The sequence below is a fragment of the Delftia sp. JD2 genome, from assembly GCF_001682645.1.
Taxonomy (GTDB): Bacteria; Pseudomonadota; Gammaproteobacteria; order Burkholderiales; family Burkholderiaceae_C; genus Comamonas; species Comamonas acidovorans.
The window spans coordinates 39,142-53,639 of record NZ_LFJT01000007.1 but is presented as its reverse complement, the minus strand read 5'-3'; the positions used below and the strand labels follow the sequence as shown (position 1 = coordinate 53,639).

The 14,498-nt window shown below is 65.6% G+C and carries 16 protein-coding genes; 5 read left to right on the top strand and 11 right to left on the bottom strand.

Annotated elements, in window-relative coordinates; all coding sequences use genetic code 11:
- Both ACM14_RS05785 and ACM14_RS05780 read left to right on the top strand, forming a co-directional pair.
- Complete coding sequence (locus ACM14_RS05785) at positions 1-525, top strand: GNAT family N-acetyltransferase (protein WP_013800927.1); 525 nt, start codon at positions 1-3, stop codon at positions 523-525.
- Positions 526-532: 7 nt separating this feature from the next.
- Positions 533-1,039 carry a TM2 domain-containing protein gene (locus ACM14_RS05780; protein ID WP_065345605.1) on the top strand — a complete coding sequence of 169 codons (507 nt, stop codon included), beginning with the start codon at positions 533-535 and terminating at the stop codon, positions 1,037-1,039.
- A gap of 90 nt (positions 1,040-1,129) precedes the next feature.
- Here ACM14_RS05780 and ACM14_RS05775 read toward each other — a convergent pair whose 3' ends face one another.
- The 7 genes from ACM14_RS05775 to ACM14_RS05745 form a co-directional block, all read right to left on the bottom strand.
- Entirely contained in the window at positions 1,130-2,140 is a 1,011-nt protein-coding gene (locus ACM14_RS05775; protein ID WP_012207146.1) for an inorganic phosphate transporter, read from the bottom strand.
- A 22-nt stretch (positions 2,141-2,162) separates the two neighbouring features.
- Positions 2,163-2,810, bottom strand: a complete 648-nt coding sequence (locus ACM14_RS05770; protein WP_012207147.1) for a DUF47 domain-containing protein — start codon at positions 2,808-2,810, stop codon at positions 2,163-2,165.
- A 142-nt stretch (positions 2,811-2,952) separates the two neighbouring features.
- Positions 2,953-3,315 carry a DMT family protein gene (locus ACM14_RS05765; protein ID WP_012207148.1) on the bottom strand — a complete coding sequence of 121 codons (363 nt, stop codon included), beginning with the start codon at positions 3,313-3,315 and terminating at the stop codon, positions 2,953-2,955.
- A gap of 252 nt (positions 3,316-3,567) precedes the next feature.
- Positions 3,568-4,314, bottom strand: a complete 747-nt coding sequence (locus tag ACM14_RS05760; RefSeq protein ID WP_012207149.1) for an ABC transporter ATP-binding protein — start codon at positions 4,312-4,314, stop codon at positions 3,568-3,570.
- 3 nt (positions 4,315-4,317) lie between these two features.
- Positions 4,318-5,112 carry an ABC transporter ATP-binding protein gene (locus ACM14_RS05755; RefSeq protein WP_012207150.1) on the bottom strand — a complete coding sequence of 265 codons (795 nt, stop codon included), beginning with the start codon at positions 5,110-5,112 and terminating at the stop codon, positions 4,318-4,320.
- 17 nt (positions 5,113-5,129) lie between these two features.
- Positions 5,130-6,209 carry an ABC transporter ATP-binding protein gene (locus ACM14_RS05750; RefSeq protein WP_013800924.1) on the bottom strand — a complete coding sequence of 360 codons (1,080 nt, stop codon included), beginning with the start codon at positions 6,207-6,209 and terminating at the stop codon, positions 5,130-5,132.
- A gap of 10 nt (positions 6,210-6,219) precedes the next feature.
- Positions 6,220-7,149, bottom strand: a complete 930-nt coding sequence (locus tag ACM14_RS05745; protein WP_012207152.1) for a branched-chain amino acid ABC transporter permease — start codon at positions 7,147-7,149, stop codon at positions 6,220-6,222.
- A gap of 305 nt (positions 7,150-7,454) precedes the next feature.
- Here ACM14_RS05745 and ACM14_RS05740 point away from each other — a divergent pair, with 305 nt between their 5' ends.
- Positions 7,455-7,802 (top strand): GFA family protein, encoded by a 348-nt coding sequence (locus ACM14_RS05740; protein WP_013800923.1) that lies wholly within the window; start codon positions 7,455-7,457, stop codon positions 7,800-7,802.
- On the opposite strand, the gene ACM14_RS05735 is transcribed toward ACM14_RS05740, so the two are convergent.
- On the bottom strand, positions 7,781-8,416 hold the full coding sequence (locus ACM14_RS05735) for a 2-hydroxychromene-2-carboxylate isomerase (RefSeq protein ID WP_065345604.1): 636 nt from the start codon (positions 8,414-8,416) through the stop codon (positions 7,781-7,783). The two genes, ACM14_RS05740 and ACM14_RS05735, sit on opposite strands and share 22 nt — an antisense overlap.
- A gap of 80 nt (positions 8,417-8,496) precedes the next feature.
- Complete coding sequence (locus ACM14_RS05730) at positions 8,497-9,225, bottom strand: SDR family oxidoreductase (protein ID WP_065345603.1); 729 nt, start codon at positions 9,223-9,225, stop codon at positions 8,497-8,499.
- 90 nt (positions 9,226-9,315) lie between these two features.
- On the opposite strand from ACM14_RS05730, the gene ACM14_RS05725 reads away from it, so the two are divergent.
- On the top strand, positions 9,316-9,765 hold the full coding sequence (locus tag ACM14_RS05725) for a helix-turn-helix domain-containing protein (RefSeq protein WP_043825062.1): 450 nt from the start codon (positions 9,316-9,318) through the stop codon (positions 9,763-9,765).
- 32 nt (positions 9,766-9,797) lie between these two features.
- Here the strand turns inward: ACM14_RS05725 and ACM14_RS05720 are convergent, their stop codons facing one another.
- The gene (locus ACM14_RS05720; RefSeq protein WP_012207157.1) at positions 9,798-11,102 is read right to left on the bottom strand and encodes a replication-associated recombination protein A; all 1,305 of its coding nucleotides are present in this window, start codon (positions 11,100-11,102) and stop codon (positions 9,798-9,800) included.
- A gap of 442 nt (positions 11,103-11,544) precedes the next feature.
- Between ACM14_RS05720 and brnQ the strand changes: the two genes are divergently transcribed.
- Entirely contained in the window at positions 11,545-12,858 is a 1,314-nt protein-coding gene (brnQ, locus tag ACM14_RS05715; RefSeq protein ID WP_065345602.1) for a branched-chain amino acid transport system II carrier protein, read from the top strand.
- Here brnQ and ACM14_RS05710 read toward each other — a convergent pair.
- Positions 12,845-14,371, bottom strand: a complete 1,527-nt coding sequence (locus ACM14_RS05710) for a methyl-accepting chemotaxis protein (RefSeq protein ID WP_013800918.1) — start codon at positions 14,369-14,371, stop codon at positions 12,845-12,847. The two genes, brnQ and ACM14_RS05710, sit on opposite strands and share 14 nt — an antisense overlap.
- Positions 14,372-14,498 lie beyond the last annotated feature (127 nt).

Sequence of the window (14,498 nt, the reverse complement as noted above, 5' to 3'; positions counted from 1 at the left end):
ATGCCTACCATTCGCTCAAGCCTGGACGGCGATCTCGCCGCCATCACCTCCATTTACCGCCACCACGTGCTGCACGGCACGGGCACGTTCGAGACCGATCCCCCTGCCGAATCGGACATGGCCACGCGCCGCGCGGACGTGCTGGCCAAGGGCCTGCCCTATCTGGTCGCCGTGGACGAACAGGGCCAGGTGCTGGGCTTTGCCTACGCCAACTGGTTCAAGCCGCGCCCGGCCTATCGCTTCTCCGCCGAGGATTCCATCTACGTGCATGACGCAGCGCGCGGCCAGGGCGTGGGCCGACTGCTGCTCGATGCGCTGTCGCGCGAATGCGAGGCGGCCGGCGTGCGCAAGCTGCTGGCGGTGATCGGTGACTCGGCCAATGCCGGCTCCATCGGCGTGCACCGCGCCGCGGGCTTCACCCCGGCGGGCACGCTGAGCTCCATGGGATGGAAGTTCGGCCGCTGGCTGGACATCGTTCTCATGGAGAAGACCCTGGGAGACGGCAACCGCAGTTCGCCCGAATAATGGGCGCATGAACCGACCCAGCACGCCTTTGCCTCAGCCCGCTCAAGCACAGCAGGGAGCTCCGCGCTCCAAAAGCAAGACCCTGACGACCTGGCTGGCCTTTGTCGGCGGGCCGCTGGGGCTGCACCGCTTCTACCTGCATGGCTTCGGCGACTGGCTGGGCTGGCTGCTGCCCGTGCCCACGGCGCTGGGCGTGTACGGCATCGAGCGCGTCCAGCAACTGGGGCAGGACGACCAGCTCAGCTGGCTGCTGATTCCGCTGCTGGGCTTCACCATCGCCGGCTGCGCGCTGCGCGCCATCCTCTACGGGCTGACCGACACCGAAGCCTGGAACCGGCGCCACAACCCCGGCATTGACGTGCAGGCGCAGGCCGGGCGCACGGGCTGGTCCACCATCTTTGCCATTGCACTGTCCCTGATGCTGGGTGCCGCCGTGCTCATGGCCAGCATTGCCTACAGCTTCCAGCACTACTTCGAGCACCAGGTGGAGGAAGCGCGCAAGATTTCGCAGTGAAGTTTTCGCTGTGGTGCGCCAACGCGTGCCTCCGCCCAAAAAGAAAGACCGCCATTGGCGGTCTTTCTTTTTGGAGGCACTTGCCTTGGCTCAGTACAGCTGGAGACTGATCCAGTAGGCAATGGAAGCCACGAAGGCGCTAGCAGGAATCGTCAGCACCCAGGCCCAGACGATGTTGCCTGCCACGCCCCAGCGCACGGCGCTGGCACGCTGGGTGGAGCCCACGCCGACGATGGCGCCCGTGATGGTGTGCGTGGTCGAGACCGGCACGCCCAGGAAGGTCGCGAAGAACAGCGTCAGCGCGCCACCGCTTTCGGCGCAAAAGCCTCCCACGGGCTTGAGCTTGGTGATCTTCTGGCCCATGGTCTTGACGATGCGCCATCCGCCGAACATGGTGCCCAGGCCGATGGCCAGGTAGCAGCTGACGATGGTCCACAGCGGCGGCTCCGCGTCGCCGGCATTGGCATAGCCGGTGGCGATCAGCAGCAGCCAGATGATGCCGATGGTCTTTTGCGCATCATTGCCGCCGTGGCCCAGGCTGTAGGCGCCGGCGGAGACCAGCTGCAGCCGGCGGAACCAGCGGTCCACCCGGTTGGGAGCGGCGCGGCGGCAGATCCAGGCCACCAGCACCATCATCAGCGAGCCCAGCAGGTAGCCCAGCAGCGGCGAGACGAAGATGAAGGCCACGGTCTTCCAGATGCCGCTGGCGATCAGTGCGCCCGCGCCAGCCTTGGCGATCACGGCGCCCACGATGCCGCCGATCAGCGCATGCGAGGAGCTGCTGGGGATGCCGTAGTGCCAGGTGATCACGTTCCAGGCAATGGCGCCGACCAGGGCGCCGAAGACCACGTGCGTGTCCACGATGCCGGGCTGGACGATCCCCTTGCCCACGGTGGCCGCCACGCTGAGGTGGAAGACAAAGACCGCCACCACGTTGAAGAAGGCCGCGAAGGCCACGGCCTGCGTGGGCTTGAGCACGCCCGTGGAGACCACGGTGGCGATCGAGTTGGCAGCATCGTGGAAGCCGTTCATGAAGTCGAACAGCAAGGCCAGCACCACCAGCAGGATCACGACCCACAGGGCCGCTTGTACGGATTCCATAACGAAACGACTCCGCGAGGGCTCAGGAATTCTCGAGGACGATGCCCTCGATCAGGTTGGCCACGTCCTCGCAGCGGTCGGTCACCGTCTCCAGCAGCTCGTAGATGGCCTTGAGCTTGATGACTTCGCGCACATCGGGCTCTTCGCGGAACAGCTTGCTCATGGCCGAGCGCATCACGCGGTCGGCGTCCGATTCGAGGCGGTCGATTTCCTCGCAGGTCTTCATCGCCGCGTCCACCACCGATGGATCGGAGATGCGCGACAGCAGCTTGACCGCATCGCGCAGCCGCTCGCAGCAGCGTACGCACAGGTCGGTCAGGCGCGTGATCTCATCCGTCATGTGGCGCACGTCGTACAGCGCCATGGTCTCGGCCGAGTCCTGGATCAGGTCGGCCACGTCGTCCATGGTGTTGATCAGCGAGTGGATGTGCTCGCGGTCCAGCGGCGTGATGAAGGTCTTGTGCAGTGCCTTGGTGACGTCATGCGTCACGCGGTCGGCGGCACGCTCGGCGTTGTTCACGTCCTCGTTGTATTTCTCGCGAAGATGAGGATCGTTGTAGTTGGCGACAAGCTGCGAGAAGGCATGCGCGGCATCGACGATGCGGTCGGCATGCTGGTTGAACATCTCGAAGAAATTGCCTTCGCGTGGCAATAGTTTGCCAAAAAGCATGAATGCTCCTTACCGGGAAAAGTGGGAACCAGGCGACTCACTGCGTCACATTGCGGATGCTTGGCATGGCTTCCCGGCTTGAACGGGGCGAAGTGTACTCTTGAGTCCCAAGCGCGTTTTTGCGCGCCGGCGCGTCGCCTTGTCAGCCGCTGCGAAAAATAAAATACACCGCGCCCACCATGCACAGGCCGGCCCAGAGGAAGTCCCATTTGAGGGGCTGGTTCAGGTAGAGCACGGCAAAAGGCGCGAACACCGACAGCGTGATCACCTCCTGGATGATCTTGAGCTGCGCCACGCTGAACTGCGTGTGGCCTATGCGGTTGGCGGGCACCTGCAGCAGGTACTCGAACAGCGCAATGCCCCAGCTGACAAGGGCTGCCACGTACCAGGGCGACGAGGCGTGGTTCTTCAGGTGCCCATACCAGGCAAACGTCATGAAGACATTGCTCATGGCCAGCAGGACCACGGTCTGCAGCCCGACGGGGATGTGTTGGAGCCAGTTCATGTGAGGTGCGCCCGGGTGCTGGAAGGCCTGAATTATCGCGCCCGCAGCGCCAGAAGCCGGATTTTCGATTGCTTTCCGAAAATTGCTTTTTTGCGCGAATTTTCTCGAAAAACCTGCTTCATCGCACAGATACGCAACATTCCGCATCGATGGGCATTCGATGAATCTTCATCAAATCGTCATATTTTTGCCATATCCCGTCGATGGCACGGGACATTCCAGCAACCTGTGCGCAGGCGGCGACCCCGGTGGTCACTCGCCCAGGTAGGCGGCCCGCACGCGCGGATCGCTGAGCAGGGTCTGGCCTGGCCCGGTCATGGTGATCAGGCCGGATTCCATCACATAGCCGCGATCGGCCAGCGCCAGCGCACGGCTGGCGTTCTGCTCGACCAGCACCAGCGTCACGCCCAGCGCATGCACATCGCGCACCACCTCGAAGATCTTGTCCACCATGATGGGCGACAGGCCCATGGAGGGCTCGTCCAGCAGCAGCACCTTGGGCTGGCTCATCAGCGCGCGCGCCATGGCCAGCATCTGCTGCTCGCCGCCCGACATGGTGCCGGCCAGCTGGTCGCGGCGCTCCTTCAGGCGCGGGAAGATGCCGAACATGCGCTCGATGTCGGCGGCAATGCCGGCCTTGTCGTTGCGCGTGTAGGCGCCCATGAGCAGGTTCTCGGTGATGGTCATGCGCGCGAATACGCCGCGCCCCTCCGGCACCATGACCAGGCCCTGGGCCACCAGATCCCAGGCGCCCACGTTGCGGATGCTGCGGCCCAGGTAGTGCACGTCGCCATCCGCCATCTGCAGGCTGCGCGTGACGGCCTTCATGGTCGTGGTCTTGCCCGCACCGTTGGAGCCGATCAGCGAGACCAGCTCGCCCTGGCGGACCTCGAAGTCCACGCCCTTGACGGCCTGTATGCCCCCATAGGCCACCTTCAGTCCCTGGACCTTCAACAGCACCGGCGCGGACACGCCCTTGTCTTGCACTTGCTCACCCATGGTTCAGTGTCCTCCGGTGCCCAGATAGGCTTCGATCACCTTGTCGTTCTTCTGCACCTCGGCCGGCGTGCCTTCGGCGATGGGCTTGCCATAGTCCAGCACGGTGACGCGATCGCACAGGCCCATGACCAGCTTCACGTCGTGCTCGATCAGCAAGATGGTGCGCTGGTCTCGGCGGATGCGGTCGATCAGCTCGCGCAGCTGCACCTTCTCGGTGGCGTTCATGCCGGCGGCCGGCTCGTCCAGCGCGATCAATTGCGGGTCGGTGGCCAGCGCCCGCGCGATCTCCAGGCGGCGCTGGTCGCCGTAGCTCAGCGTGCGGGCCTTGAAGTCGGCGTATTTGGAAATCCCCACGTAGTCCAGCAGTTCGCGGGCCCGCGCGCGGATCGCGGCTTCCTCGGCCTTGAAGCCGGGCGTGCGGAACACCGCGCCGATCAGGCCCGAATGCGTGCGCACATGGCGCCCGACCATCACGTTCTCCAGCGCCGTCATCTCGGCAAACAGCCGGATGTTCTGGAAGGTGCGCGCAATGCCAGCCTTGGCCACCTTGTGCACGGCCGAGGGTTCGTAGGCCTTGCCGGCCAGCTCGAAGCTGCCGCTGTCGGGCGTGTACAGGCCCGTGATCACGTTGAAGAAAGTGGTCTTGCCCGCGCCGTTGGGACCGATCAGGCCGTAGACCTGGCCACGGCCAATGGTCATGCCCACATCGGACAGGGCCTGCAGTCCGCCAAAGCGCTTGGAAATGCCCGAAACCCTGAGCACCGGGGAGGTGGAGCCGTTGTCTGCCGTGTTCGCCATCTGCGTTGTCTCCATGCTCAGGACTGGTGCGGCAGGTTCTTGCCATGCTCGGGCGACGGCCACAGGCCGCGCGGACGCATCAGCATGATGACGATCATGGCCAGCGCGATCAGCAACTGGCGCAGGATGGAGGCGTCAAGCCGCCCGTCGGTCATCTGCTGCAGAGGCCCGGCCACATAGCGCAGCACCTCGGGCAGGGCCGACAGCAGCACCGCCCCCAGGATCACGCCCGGCAGATGGCCCAGGCCGCCGAGCACCACCATGGCCACGATCATGATGGACTCCATGAGGCTGAACGACTCGGGCGAGACGAAGCCCTGGAAGGCCGCGAACATGGCGCCCGAGACACCACCGAAGGAAGCGCCCATGCCGAAGGCCAGCAGCTTCATGTTGCGCGTGTTGATGCCCATGGCCTTGGCGGCGATCTCGTCCTCGCGGATGGCCATCCAGGCGCGGCCGATGCGCGAGTCCTGCAGGCGCCAGCAGATCACGATGCTGACGAGCACCAGGAAGAGGAACAGGTAGTAGTACAGCGTGACCGAGCTGATGTCGTAGCCGAAGATCTCCTGGCGCTTGGCCAGGTCCAGGCCCAGAATCTTCACCGAGTCGATCTGGCCTATGCCCTTGGGGCCGTTGGTGATGTTGACCGGCTGGTCCAGGTTGTTCATGAAGATGCGAATGATCTCGCCGAAGCCCAGCGTGACGATGGCCAGGTAGTCCCCGCGCAGCTTGAGCACCGGGATGCCCAGCAGTATTCCCGTGATGCCCGCCAGCAGCGCCGCCAGCGGTATCACCAGCCAGATGGAGGTATGCAGCCCGTCAGGGAACATGGCGGCAAAGCCCTCGAAGGTCTCCGCCAGATGCGGCGAGGCCATCAGCGCGAACATGTAGGCGCCCACGGCGTAGAACGCCACGTAGCCCAGGTCCAGCAGGCCTGCATAGCCCACCACCACGTTCAGGCCCAGTGCCAGCAGCACATAGAGCAGGGCCAGGTCGGCGATGCGCACCCAGGCATTGCCGAAGTACTGCAGCACCAGCGGCAGCACCATCAGCGCCAGGCCGCCCAGAATCCATTGCACGGTCTTCTTGCTGTTCATGCGGGTCTCCTCAGGCGCGGTCGGCCACACGCTCACCCAGCAGGCCCGAGGGGCGCAGCGTCAGGATGATGATGAGCACGATGAAGGCGAAGATATCGGTGTAGTGGCTGCCCAATACGCCGCCCGTGAGGTCGCCGATGTAGCCCGAGCCTATGGACTCGATCAGCCCCAGCAGCATGGCGCCGACCACGGCGCCGGCCAGGTTGCCGATGCCGCCGAACACGGCCGCCGTGAAGGCCTTGAGCCCCGGCAGAAAGCCCATGGTGTGGTGGGCCGTGCCGTAGTTGGAGGCGTACATGATGCCCGCGATGGCCGCCAGCACGGCGCCGATGATGAAGGTGGCCGAGATCACCACGTCAGGCTTGACGCCCATCAAGGCCGCCACGCGCGGATTCTCGGCCGTGGCCCGCATGGCGCGCCCGAGCTTGGTGTAGTTGACCAGATAGGTCAGCGATGCCAGCGCGATCGCCGTGACCACCAGCACCAGGATCTGGGTGGGCGTGATCACCGCCGTGCCGATCTCGAAGGGCGTGCTCGGCAGCAGCGTGGGATAGGCCTTGTAGTTGGGCTTCCAGATGATCATGGCCAGCGTCTGCAGCAGCAGCGAGACGCCGATGGCCGTGATCAGCGGCGCCAGGCGCGGGCTGCTGCGCAGGCGGCGGTAGGCCACTTTCTCGATCACGAAATTCAGTGCCGCGGCCACCACGCAGGCGATCACGGTCGCCAGCAGCAGGATCAGCCAGCCCGGCGCACCGGGCATGGCCTCCTGCATCAGGCCTATGCAGCTCCAGCTGGTCAGCGCGCCGACCATGAGCACCTCGCCATGGGCGAAGTTGATGAGCTGGATGATGCCGTACACCATGGTGTAGCCCAGGGCGATCAGGGCGTACATGCTGCCCAGGACCAATCCGTTGATGACCTGCTGAAGCAGTATGTCCATATGCGCTCTCCCCTTTAGTCCAGGATGGAGACATTCAGCGTGCCTCGCATCCAAACGAACGGAGCCAGCAATGCCATGGTGGTGGAAGCTCTCCCGCCGCATCCTGGCTTGTGGCCCGGAAACCGCAGGGGATTGGCGATTCTAGGCACCCCCCGGTGGCCTGCAACGCCTTGTTGCAGGGGGGTTTCCCGAGGCTTTACAAGCCACGTGCTCTTATGTAGCACTGCAGCAATTTGCCGTAGCCAGCATGAACTCCTACCATCAACGGCAGTGCCGCCAGCCCGCGGTGGCCACGGAGAACCCCGATGAAATACCACGGCAGCTGCCACTGCGGCGGCATCGCTTTCGATGTGGAAGGCGAACTCACCCAGGCCATGGCCTGCAACTGCTCCATCTGCGCGCGCAAGGGCGCCCTCATGTGGTTCGTTCCCAGGGAACAGCTGCAGCTGCAGACGCCCGATGAACAGATGCGGACCTACACCTTCAACCGGCACCTGATCCAGCACCGCTTCTGCCCGACCTGCGGCATCCATCCGTTTGGCGAGGCCATCGATCCCCAGGGCCGGCACATGGCGGCCGTCAACGTGCGCTGCCTGGAAGGCGTGGACCCCGAGGCGCTGCGCATCACGCGCTACGACGGGCGATCGGCCTGAGGCTGGCTGCAGGCCCGCAGCGCTTGTTCCTCCACATCGCGCAGGCGGTCCTTGCCGAAGTAGATCTCGTCGCCAACAAAAAAGGTGGGCGATCCGAAAGCGCCACGGTGGAAGGCCTGCTCGGTATTTGCCAGCAGCCGGGCCTTGACTTCGGGCGTCTGGCTTGCGGCGATCAGGGCTGGGGCGTCCAGGCCCGCCCCGGACAGCTCGGTGCCGATCACCTGGGCATCGTCCATCTTGCAGCCCTTCTCCCACATGCTGGAGAACACCGCATCCACATAACGCTCGAAGCAGCCCAGGCCCTGCGCCGCCACGGCCCCGCGCATGATTTGCAGGGTGTTGACGGGAAAGTGCGGATTCATCCGGAAGCGCGTGAGCCCATGCCTTTGCACGAAACGCTGCAGTTCCAGCGCCTCATAGGCGCGCTTGTTGGGAATGTCGGCATTCGCCTCGGCCGGTGAGCGGTTGTTGGCCAGCTTGAACAGGCCGCCCAGCAGGACCGGCACATAGTCGAAGCGGATGCCGCTGCGCGCCTCGATTGCGGGGATGACCTGGTGGCAGAGATAGGCGTTGGGGCTGCCGAAGTCGAAGAGGAATTGCACGTTGGGTTTCATGGCACGGCCTGCATCAAATGGGATGGAACATCGAAGCGAAGGGGCTGAAGCGGGTGAAGGGACGCAAATGGCTGAAGGGCCTACCAGGGCTCCATCCAGGGGCGGATTTCGGTTTCATGCGTCCAGGCATCGCGCGGCTGCTGGTGCAGTTGCCAGTAGAGGTCGGCGATGTGGTCGGGATTGAGGATGCCGTCCTGCTGCTTGAGGGCATAGCGATCGGGAAAGTTGGTCCGGATGAACTCCGTGTCGATGGCGCCGTCGATCACGGGATGGGCCACATGGATGCCCTTGGGCCAGAGCTCGCGCGCCATGCTCTGGGCCAGCGCACGCAGGCCGTGCTTGGCACCGGCAAACGCCGCAAAGCCCTCGCGCCCGCGCAGGCTGGCGGTGGCACCCGTGAAGATGATGGTGCCCCGGCCGCGCGGCAGCATCACCCTGGCCGCCTCCCGCCCCATCAGGAAGCCGGCGAAGCAGGCCATCTCCCAGACCTTGAAGTAGACGCGCGCCGTGGTCTCGGTGATGCCGAAGCGCACGTTGGCGCCGATGTTGAAGACGGCGACCTCGATGGGTGCGATCTCGGCCTCGATCTTCTGCACCAGGGCCACCATTTCCTCTTCCTTGCGCGCGTCGCTGCCAAAACCATGTGCCTGCCCGCCGGCGGCGCGGATCTGTTCGACCAGGGGCTGGAGCTTGTCCGCGTCGCGGCGCGTGACGCAGGCGATATAGCCTTCGCGCGCAAAACGCCGGGCGATGGCACCGCCCGTGGCGTCGCCAGCGCCGATCACGAGAATGGCTTTCTTGTCGGTCATGGGATCTCCGTGGATGATTGGTCAGTTCATTTTTTGAACTCAATGCACGGTAGGTTTAAAATCAGAACCCGTCAAGCGGGGAACTGCCCAATGAAATGGAACGAACTGGAAGAGGAGCGCTGCTCCATCGCACGCACGGTCTCGGTCATCGGCGACCGCTGGACACTGCTGGTGCTGCGCGACTGCTTTCTGGGCGTACGCCGTTTTGATGAATTCCTGGGGCGCCTGGGCATTTCACGCCCCATGCTGTCGGACAGGCTGGCCAGGCTGGTCGAGGCAGGCGTGCTCAAGAAGGTGGCCTACCAGGAGGCGCCGGTACGGCACGAGTACCGCCTCACGCCCAAGGGGCTGGACCTGCATCCCGTGGTCATGGCCATCGTGCACTGGGGCGATGTACACATGTCCGGCGAGGAAGGCCGGCCCTTGCTGCACCGGCATACGGTGTGCGGCCACACGTTCGACCCCCTGGTCGTCTGCTCGGAGTGCCACGCCCCCCTGCACGCGCGGGACGTGGCGGTGGAGCCCGGCCCGGGCGCCTAGCCCCGGCACCGGCCTGCCCTCACCGGCTTCGGCTATGCGCCGCCTGCCTCTTCGTCCCACTTGCGCAGCACGGCCAGCTTCTCGCCGATCTTGATCTCCAGGCCCCGGGGCACGGGCTGGTACCAGCCCGGCTCCGCAATGCCTTCGGGCAGATAGGTCTCGCCGGCCGCGTAGGCGTTGGGCTCGTCGTGCGCATAGCGGTATTCATGGCCGTAGCCCAGTTCCTTCATGAGCTTGGTGGGCGCGTTGCGCAGGTGCACGGGCACCTCGCGGCTCCTGTCCTGCTTCACGAAGGCCCGGGCCTTGTTGTAGGCGTTGTAGCCGGCGTTGCTCTTGGCGGCCATGGCCAGGTAGATGACGGCCTGGCCCAGCGCCAGCTCGCCCTCGGGGCTGCCCAGGCGCTCATAGGTCAGGGCCGCGTCGTTGGCGATCTGCATGGCGCGCGGATCGGCCAGGCCGATGTCCTCCCAGGCCATGCGCACGATGCGCCGCGACAGGTAGCGTGCATCGGCCCCGCCATCGAGCATGCGCGTGAGCCAATAGAGCGCGGCATCGGGATGGGAGCCGCGCACGGACTTGTGCAGGGCCGAGATCTGGTCGTAGAAGTTGTCGCCGCCCTTGTCGAAGCGCCTGGCATTCAAGGTCAGCGCGTTCTGCACGAACTCGGCATCGATCCGCGTGACGCCCGCAGCGCCGGCCGCCGTCTGGCATTGCTCCAGCAGGTTCAGGAACCGCCGGGCATCGCCATCGGCATAGCCGACGATGGTGTCCCGCGCCAGGTCGTCGAACTCCAGGCCGCCCAGGGCCTTTTCCTGCGCCCGCAGCAGCAGTTGCCGGAGTTCATCGTCGGTCAGGGATTGCAGCACATAGACCTGCGCGCGCGACAGCAGGGCCGAGTTCACCTCGAAGGAAGGGTTCTCCGTGGTGGCGCCGATGAAGGTGACCAGCCCGCTTTCCGCATAGGGCAGCAGCGCATCCTGCTGGGACTTGTTGAAGCGGTGGATCTCGTCCACGAAGAGGATGGTGTGCCGGCCCATGGCCAGGTTCTGCTGCGCCTGCTCCATGGCCGCGCGGATGTCCTTGACCCCGGAGAACACCGCAGACAGCGCAATGAACTCGCACTTGAAGGCCGTGGCCGTGAGCCGGGCCAGCGTGGTCTTGCCCACGCCGGGCGGCCCCCAGAAGATCATGGAATGCGGCTTGCCTGACTGGAAGGCCAGGCGCAGCGGCTTGCCCTCGCCCAGCAGATGGGACTGGCCCACGACCTCGTCCAGGGTCTTGGGCCGCAGCGCTTCGGCCAGTGGTGCGGAGGGCTCCTGGGTGAACAGATCAGCCATGGGCCAGCTCCGTCGCAGGCAACGCCGCGCAGAAGGCGTTCGGCAGCCCATGTGCCGGATTCGCTGCCGAGGGGAACAGATGCAGTTGCAAAACCATGACGCCATTGTCCACGCCATGGCGGCAGCGGGTGCGCCAGCCCCTGATGCCTGTACCTGGCTGCGGGGGATGAAGCCATGGATCGCCAGCTGGGATCCTGGCCATCGCCTGCAGGCATGTCACTCACATGACATGAATGGTTTGCATGCATCTTATCAAGAGCAATCACTGACATTTTTCACCCGCTTCGGGCCGCCGCCCTAAAATGCTGCCCTTTGCGGAGCCGGCCGCGCGGCATGCGCGGCCATCGGGCCTGCGCCATTGCTGCCCCATCGCTCCGCGCCTCCCACCGTTTCCGGAACTGCCTGCCATGCGGCAAGGCGGGACCTTTTCATTTCTGCATCCATGCAAACACTCAAGACCCGGGACCTTATCGCCCTAGGCTTCATGACCTTTGCGCTGTTCCTCGGCGCGGGCAACATCATCTTTCCGCCCATGGTCGGCCAGGGCGCCGGCGAGCACGCGGCCGCGGCGGCCACGGGCTTTCTGCTCACGGGCGTGGGCCTGCCGTTGCTCACCGTGGTGGCGCTGGCGCGCGTGGGCGGTGGGCTCGATGCACTGACCTCGCCCGTGGGCCGCAAGGCCGGCATGGTGCTGGGCCTGCTGATCTATCTCATCCTCGGCCCGCTGTTTGCCACGCCGCGCACGGCCACCGTGTCGTTCGAGATGGGCTTTGCGCCCTTCGTGGGCCACAGCAGCACTGCGCTGTTCATCTACTCGGCGGTGTACTTTGTGCTGGTCATGGGCCTGTCCCTGTTCCCCGGCAAGCTGATCGACACCATCGGCAAGCTGATCACGCCCGTGCTGATCCTGGCCCTGGTGGTGCTGGGTGCCGCCGCCGTGCTGCTGCCGGCCGGTGCCGCCACCAGCGCCAGCGGCGACTACCTGGTCGCGCCCCTGACCGAAGGGTTTCTGGAGGGCTACCAGACCATGGACGCGCTGGGCGCCCTGGCCTTCGGCATCGTCATCGTCAACGCCATCCGGGACCGGGGCATCTCCCACACCGGGCTGCAGACGCGCTACGCCATCATCGCGGGCGTGATCGCGGCCGTGGGCCTGGGCCTGGTGTATCTGTCGCTGATCCATCTGGGCGCCACCAGCCAGTCCATCGCCCCGCAGGCGCAGACCGGCGTGCTCATCCTCACGCGCTATGTGGATCACACCTTCGGCCCCATCGGCAGCCTGCTGCTGGCCGTGGTGATTTCCCTGGCCTGCCTGACCACGGCCGTGGGCCTGGTCAGCGCCTGTGGCGCCTACTTCAGCGAGATGCTGCGCCTGCCCTACCGCGCGGTGGTGGTGGCCATTGGGCTGGCGTGCATCCTGGTGTCCAACCAGGGCCTGGCCCAGCTGATTGCCCTGTCCGGCCCCGTGCTGGTGGGCATTTATCCGCTGGCCATCGCCCTGGTGGTGTTGAGCCTGCTGTCAGGCCTGTGGCGCAATGCGCAGCGCGTGTTCGCGCCGGTGCTGGCCGTGGCGCTGGTGTTCGGTCTTGTCGATGCCGCCAAGGCGGCCGGCTGGCAGGACTGGCTGCCGGCCTTCCTGAACAGCCTGCCGGGCAACGGCATGGGCTGGGCCCTGCCCGTGGCAGCCACCCTGGTGCTGGCAGCGCTCCACGACCGGCTGCGCCCGGCCCCGGCCAACGCGTTCAGGCCGTCCTGAAACGCGCCATGAGTTCGACCAGCTGATGGGCCTGCTTGCGCAGGCTCTCGGCGGCCGAACTGGTCTGTTCCACCAGCGCGGCGTTCTGCTGGGTCCCCTCCTCGATGCGGACGATGGCGCTGTTGACGTGGCTCACGCCAGCGCTCTGTTCGCCGCTGGAGTGGCTGATGGCGCCGATCATGCGCGAGACCTTGGCAATCACCTCCTGCACCGAGGCCATGGTCGCACCCGCGCTGTCCACCTCCTCGGCTCCCAGGGCCACGCGCTGGGCGTTGGCCTGGATCAGGTCACGGATTTCCCGCGCAGCGCCCGAGCTGCGCTGGGCCAGCGTGCGGACCTCGGCGGCGACCACGGCAAAGCCCCGGCCCTGTTCTCCGGCCCGTGCGGCCTCCACGGCCGCATTGAGCGCAAGAATATTGGTCTGGAACGCGATGCCGTCGATCACCTCGATGATGCTGACCACGCGCTCGGACGCATCCTGGATGCTGCGCATGGTGCCCACGACGGCCGAGATGGCATCGCCACCGCGCGTGGCGATGTCGCTGGCGGACGAAGCCAGCAGGTTGGCCTTCTCTGCGTGATCGGCATTGCCGCGCACGGTGGAGTCGAGCTGGTCCATGGACGAAGCCGTCATCTGCAGGGCCGATGCCTGCTGCTCGGTGCGCTGGGCCAGGTCGCTGTTGCCGGCCGCGATCTGCGAGCTGGCGGATGCCACCTGCTCCGCATTGCCACGCACTTCCACGACGATGCTGCGCAGCTGCTCCTGCATGGCGCCCAGCGCCCGCAGCAGCTGGCCCAGTTCGTCTGGCCCGCCGCTCGCTATGGCATTGGTCAGATGGCCCTGGGCCACCTTCTCGGCCAGCTGGACCGCGCTGCGCAGCGGTGCCACCACGGCACGGGTGATGAGCCAACCAATGGCCACGCCGGCCACGGCCGCCACCAGCATCAGCACCAGGCTCAGCTCAGTGGCGTGCTTGCCGCTGCTGTAGGCATCGTCGGCCACCGCCTTGCTCTGCGCCGCAATGCCGGCCTTGAGCTGGGAAAGCAGCTCGGCCGGCTCGCGGTCCACGCCGCGCACGGCCATGTCGCCCACCGAGGGGTCGAAGCCCGTGGCCTCGAATTTGTCCAGCCCCACGCGGTAGCCTTCGGCCATCTTGCGGTGCTGCGCCACAAAGCCCTGGGCGATCTCGCGCAGGGAGGCATCGTCCACCAGGGCCAGCAAGGCCGCGGTCTTGTCCTGCACGGCGCGCTCATCGGCCAGAAAGCCCTTCCAGTGCTGCTCGCGCAGCGCGTTGTCCGAGCCGCGCAGCAGCACGTTCTTCCATTCCTGGACCTGGGTTTTGAAGTGGCCTTCCACCTCGGCGGCGAGGCGTTCCGCCGCCATGTGGCGCTGGACATCGCCGTGAAAGACGCCTAGGGATCGATGGGCCGACCAGAGTCCGAAGAATCCGGCAGCGAGGGTGAATAGCAGCGCCATGGCAATGGCGAGCGGCAACTTGCGACTGAGGTTCATAAAGGCATGCGAGAGCCGGCCAGCATGTCCTCGAAGGGACGTCGAAACAATCGCTGGCCGCAGGCCGCCATTGTCTCGACGATATTAGGCAAAACCATTACAAAACCTCACAAACTGCGCACTGCAG

What these genes read in the sequence shown, in the direction of transcription:
- ACM14_RS05785 (WP_013800927.1), top strand. Translation starts at nt 1, where the DNA reads ATGCCTACCATTCGCTCAAGCCTGGACGGCGATCTCGCCGCCATCACC.
- ACM14_RS05780 (WP_065345605.1), top strand. Translation starts at nt 533, where the DNA reads ATGAACCGACCCAGCACGCCTTTGCCTCAGCCCGCTCAAGCACAGCAG.
- ACM14_RS05775 (WP_012207146.1), bottom strand. Translation starts at nt 2,140, where the DNA reads ATGGAATCCGTACAAGCGGCCCTGTGGGTCGTGATCCTGCTGGTGGTG.
- ACM14_RS05770 (WP_012207147.1), bottom strand. Translation starts at nt 2,810, where the DNA reads ATGCTTTTTGGCAAACTATTGCCACGCGAAGGCAATTTCTTCGAGATG.
- ACM14_RS05765 (WP_012207148.1), bottom strand. Translation starts at nt 3,315, where the DNA reads ATGAACTGGCTCCAACACATCCCCGTCGGGCTGCAGACCGTGGTCCTG.
- ACM14_RS05760 (WP_012207149.1), bottom strand. Translation starts at nt 4,314, where the DNA reads ATGGGTGAGCAAGTGCAAGACAAGGGCGTGTCCGCGCCGGTGCTGTTG.
- ACM14_RS05755 (WP_012207150.1), bottom strand. Translation starts at nt 5,112, where the DNA reads ATGGCGAACACGGCAGACAACGGCTCCACCTCCCCGGTGCTCAGGGTT.
- ACM14_RS05750 (WP_013800924.1), bottom strand. Translation starts at nt 6,209, where the DNA reads ATGAACAGCAAGAAGACCGTGCAATGGATTCTGGGCGGCCTGGCGCTG.
- ACM14_RS05745 (WP_012207152.1), bottom strand. Translation starts at nt 7,149, where the DNA reads ATGGACATACTGCTTCAGCAGGTCATCAACGGATTGGTCCTGGGCAGC.
- ACM14_RS05740 (WP_013800923.1), top strand. Translation starts at nt 7,455, where the DNA reads ATGAAATACCACGGCAGCTGCCACTGCGGCGGCATCGCTTTCGATGTG.
- ACM14_RS05735 (WP_065345604.1), bottom strand. Translation starts at nt 8,416, where the DNA reads ATGAAACCCAACGTGCAATTCCTCTTCGACTTCGGCAGCCCCAACGCC.
- ACM14_RS05730 (WP_065345603.1), bottom strand. Translation starts at nt 9,225, where the DNA reads ATGACCGACAAGAAAGCCATTCTCGTGATCGGCGCTGGCGACGCCACG.
- ACM14_RS05725 (WP_043825062.1), top strand. Translation starts at nt 9,316, where the DNA reads ATGAAATGGAACGAACTGGAAGAGGAGCGCTGCTCCATCGCACGCACG.
- ACM14_RS05720 (WP_012207157.1), bottom strand. Translation starts at nt 11,102, where the DNA reads ATGGCTGATCTGTTCACCCAGGAGCCCTCCGCACCACTGGCCGAAGCG.
- brnQ (WP_065345602.1), top strand. Translation starts at nt 11,545, where the DNA reads ATGCAAACACTCAAGACCCGGGACCTTATCGCCCTAGGCTTCATGACC.
- ACM14_RS05710 (WP_013800918.1), bottom strand. Translation starts at nt 14,371, where the DNA reads ATGAACCTCAGTCGCAAGTTGCCGCTCGCCATTGCCATGGCGCTGCTA.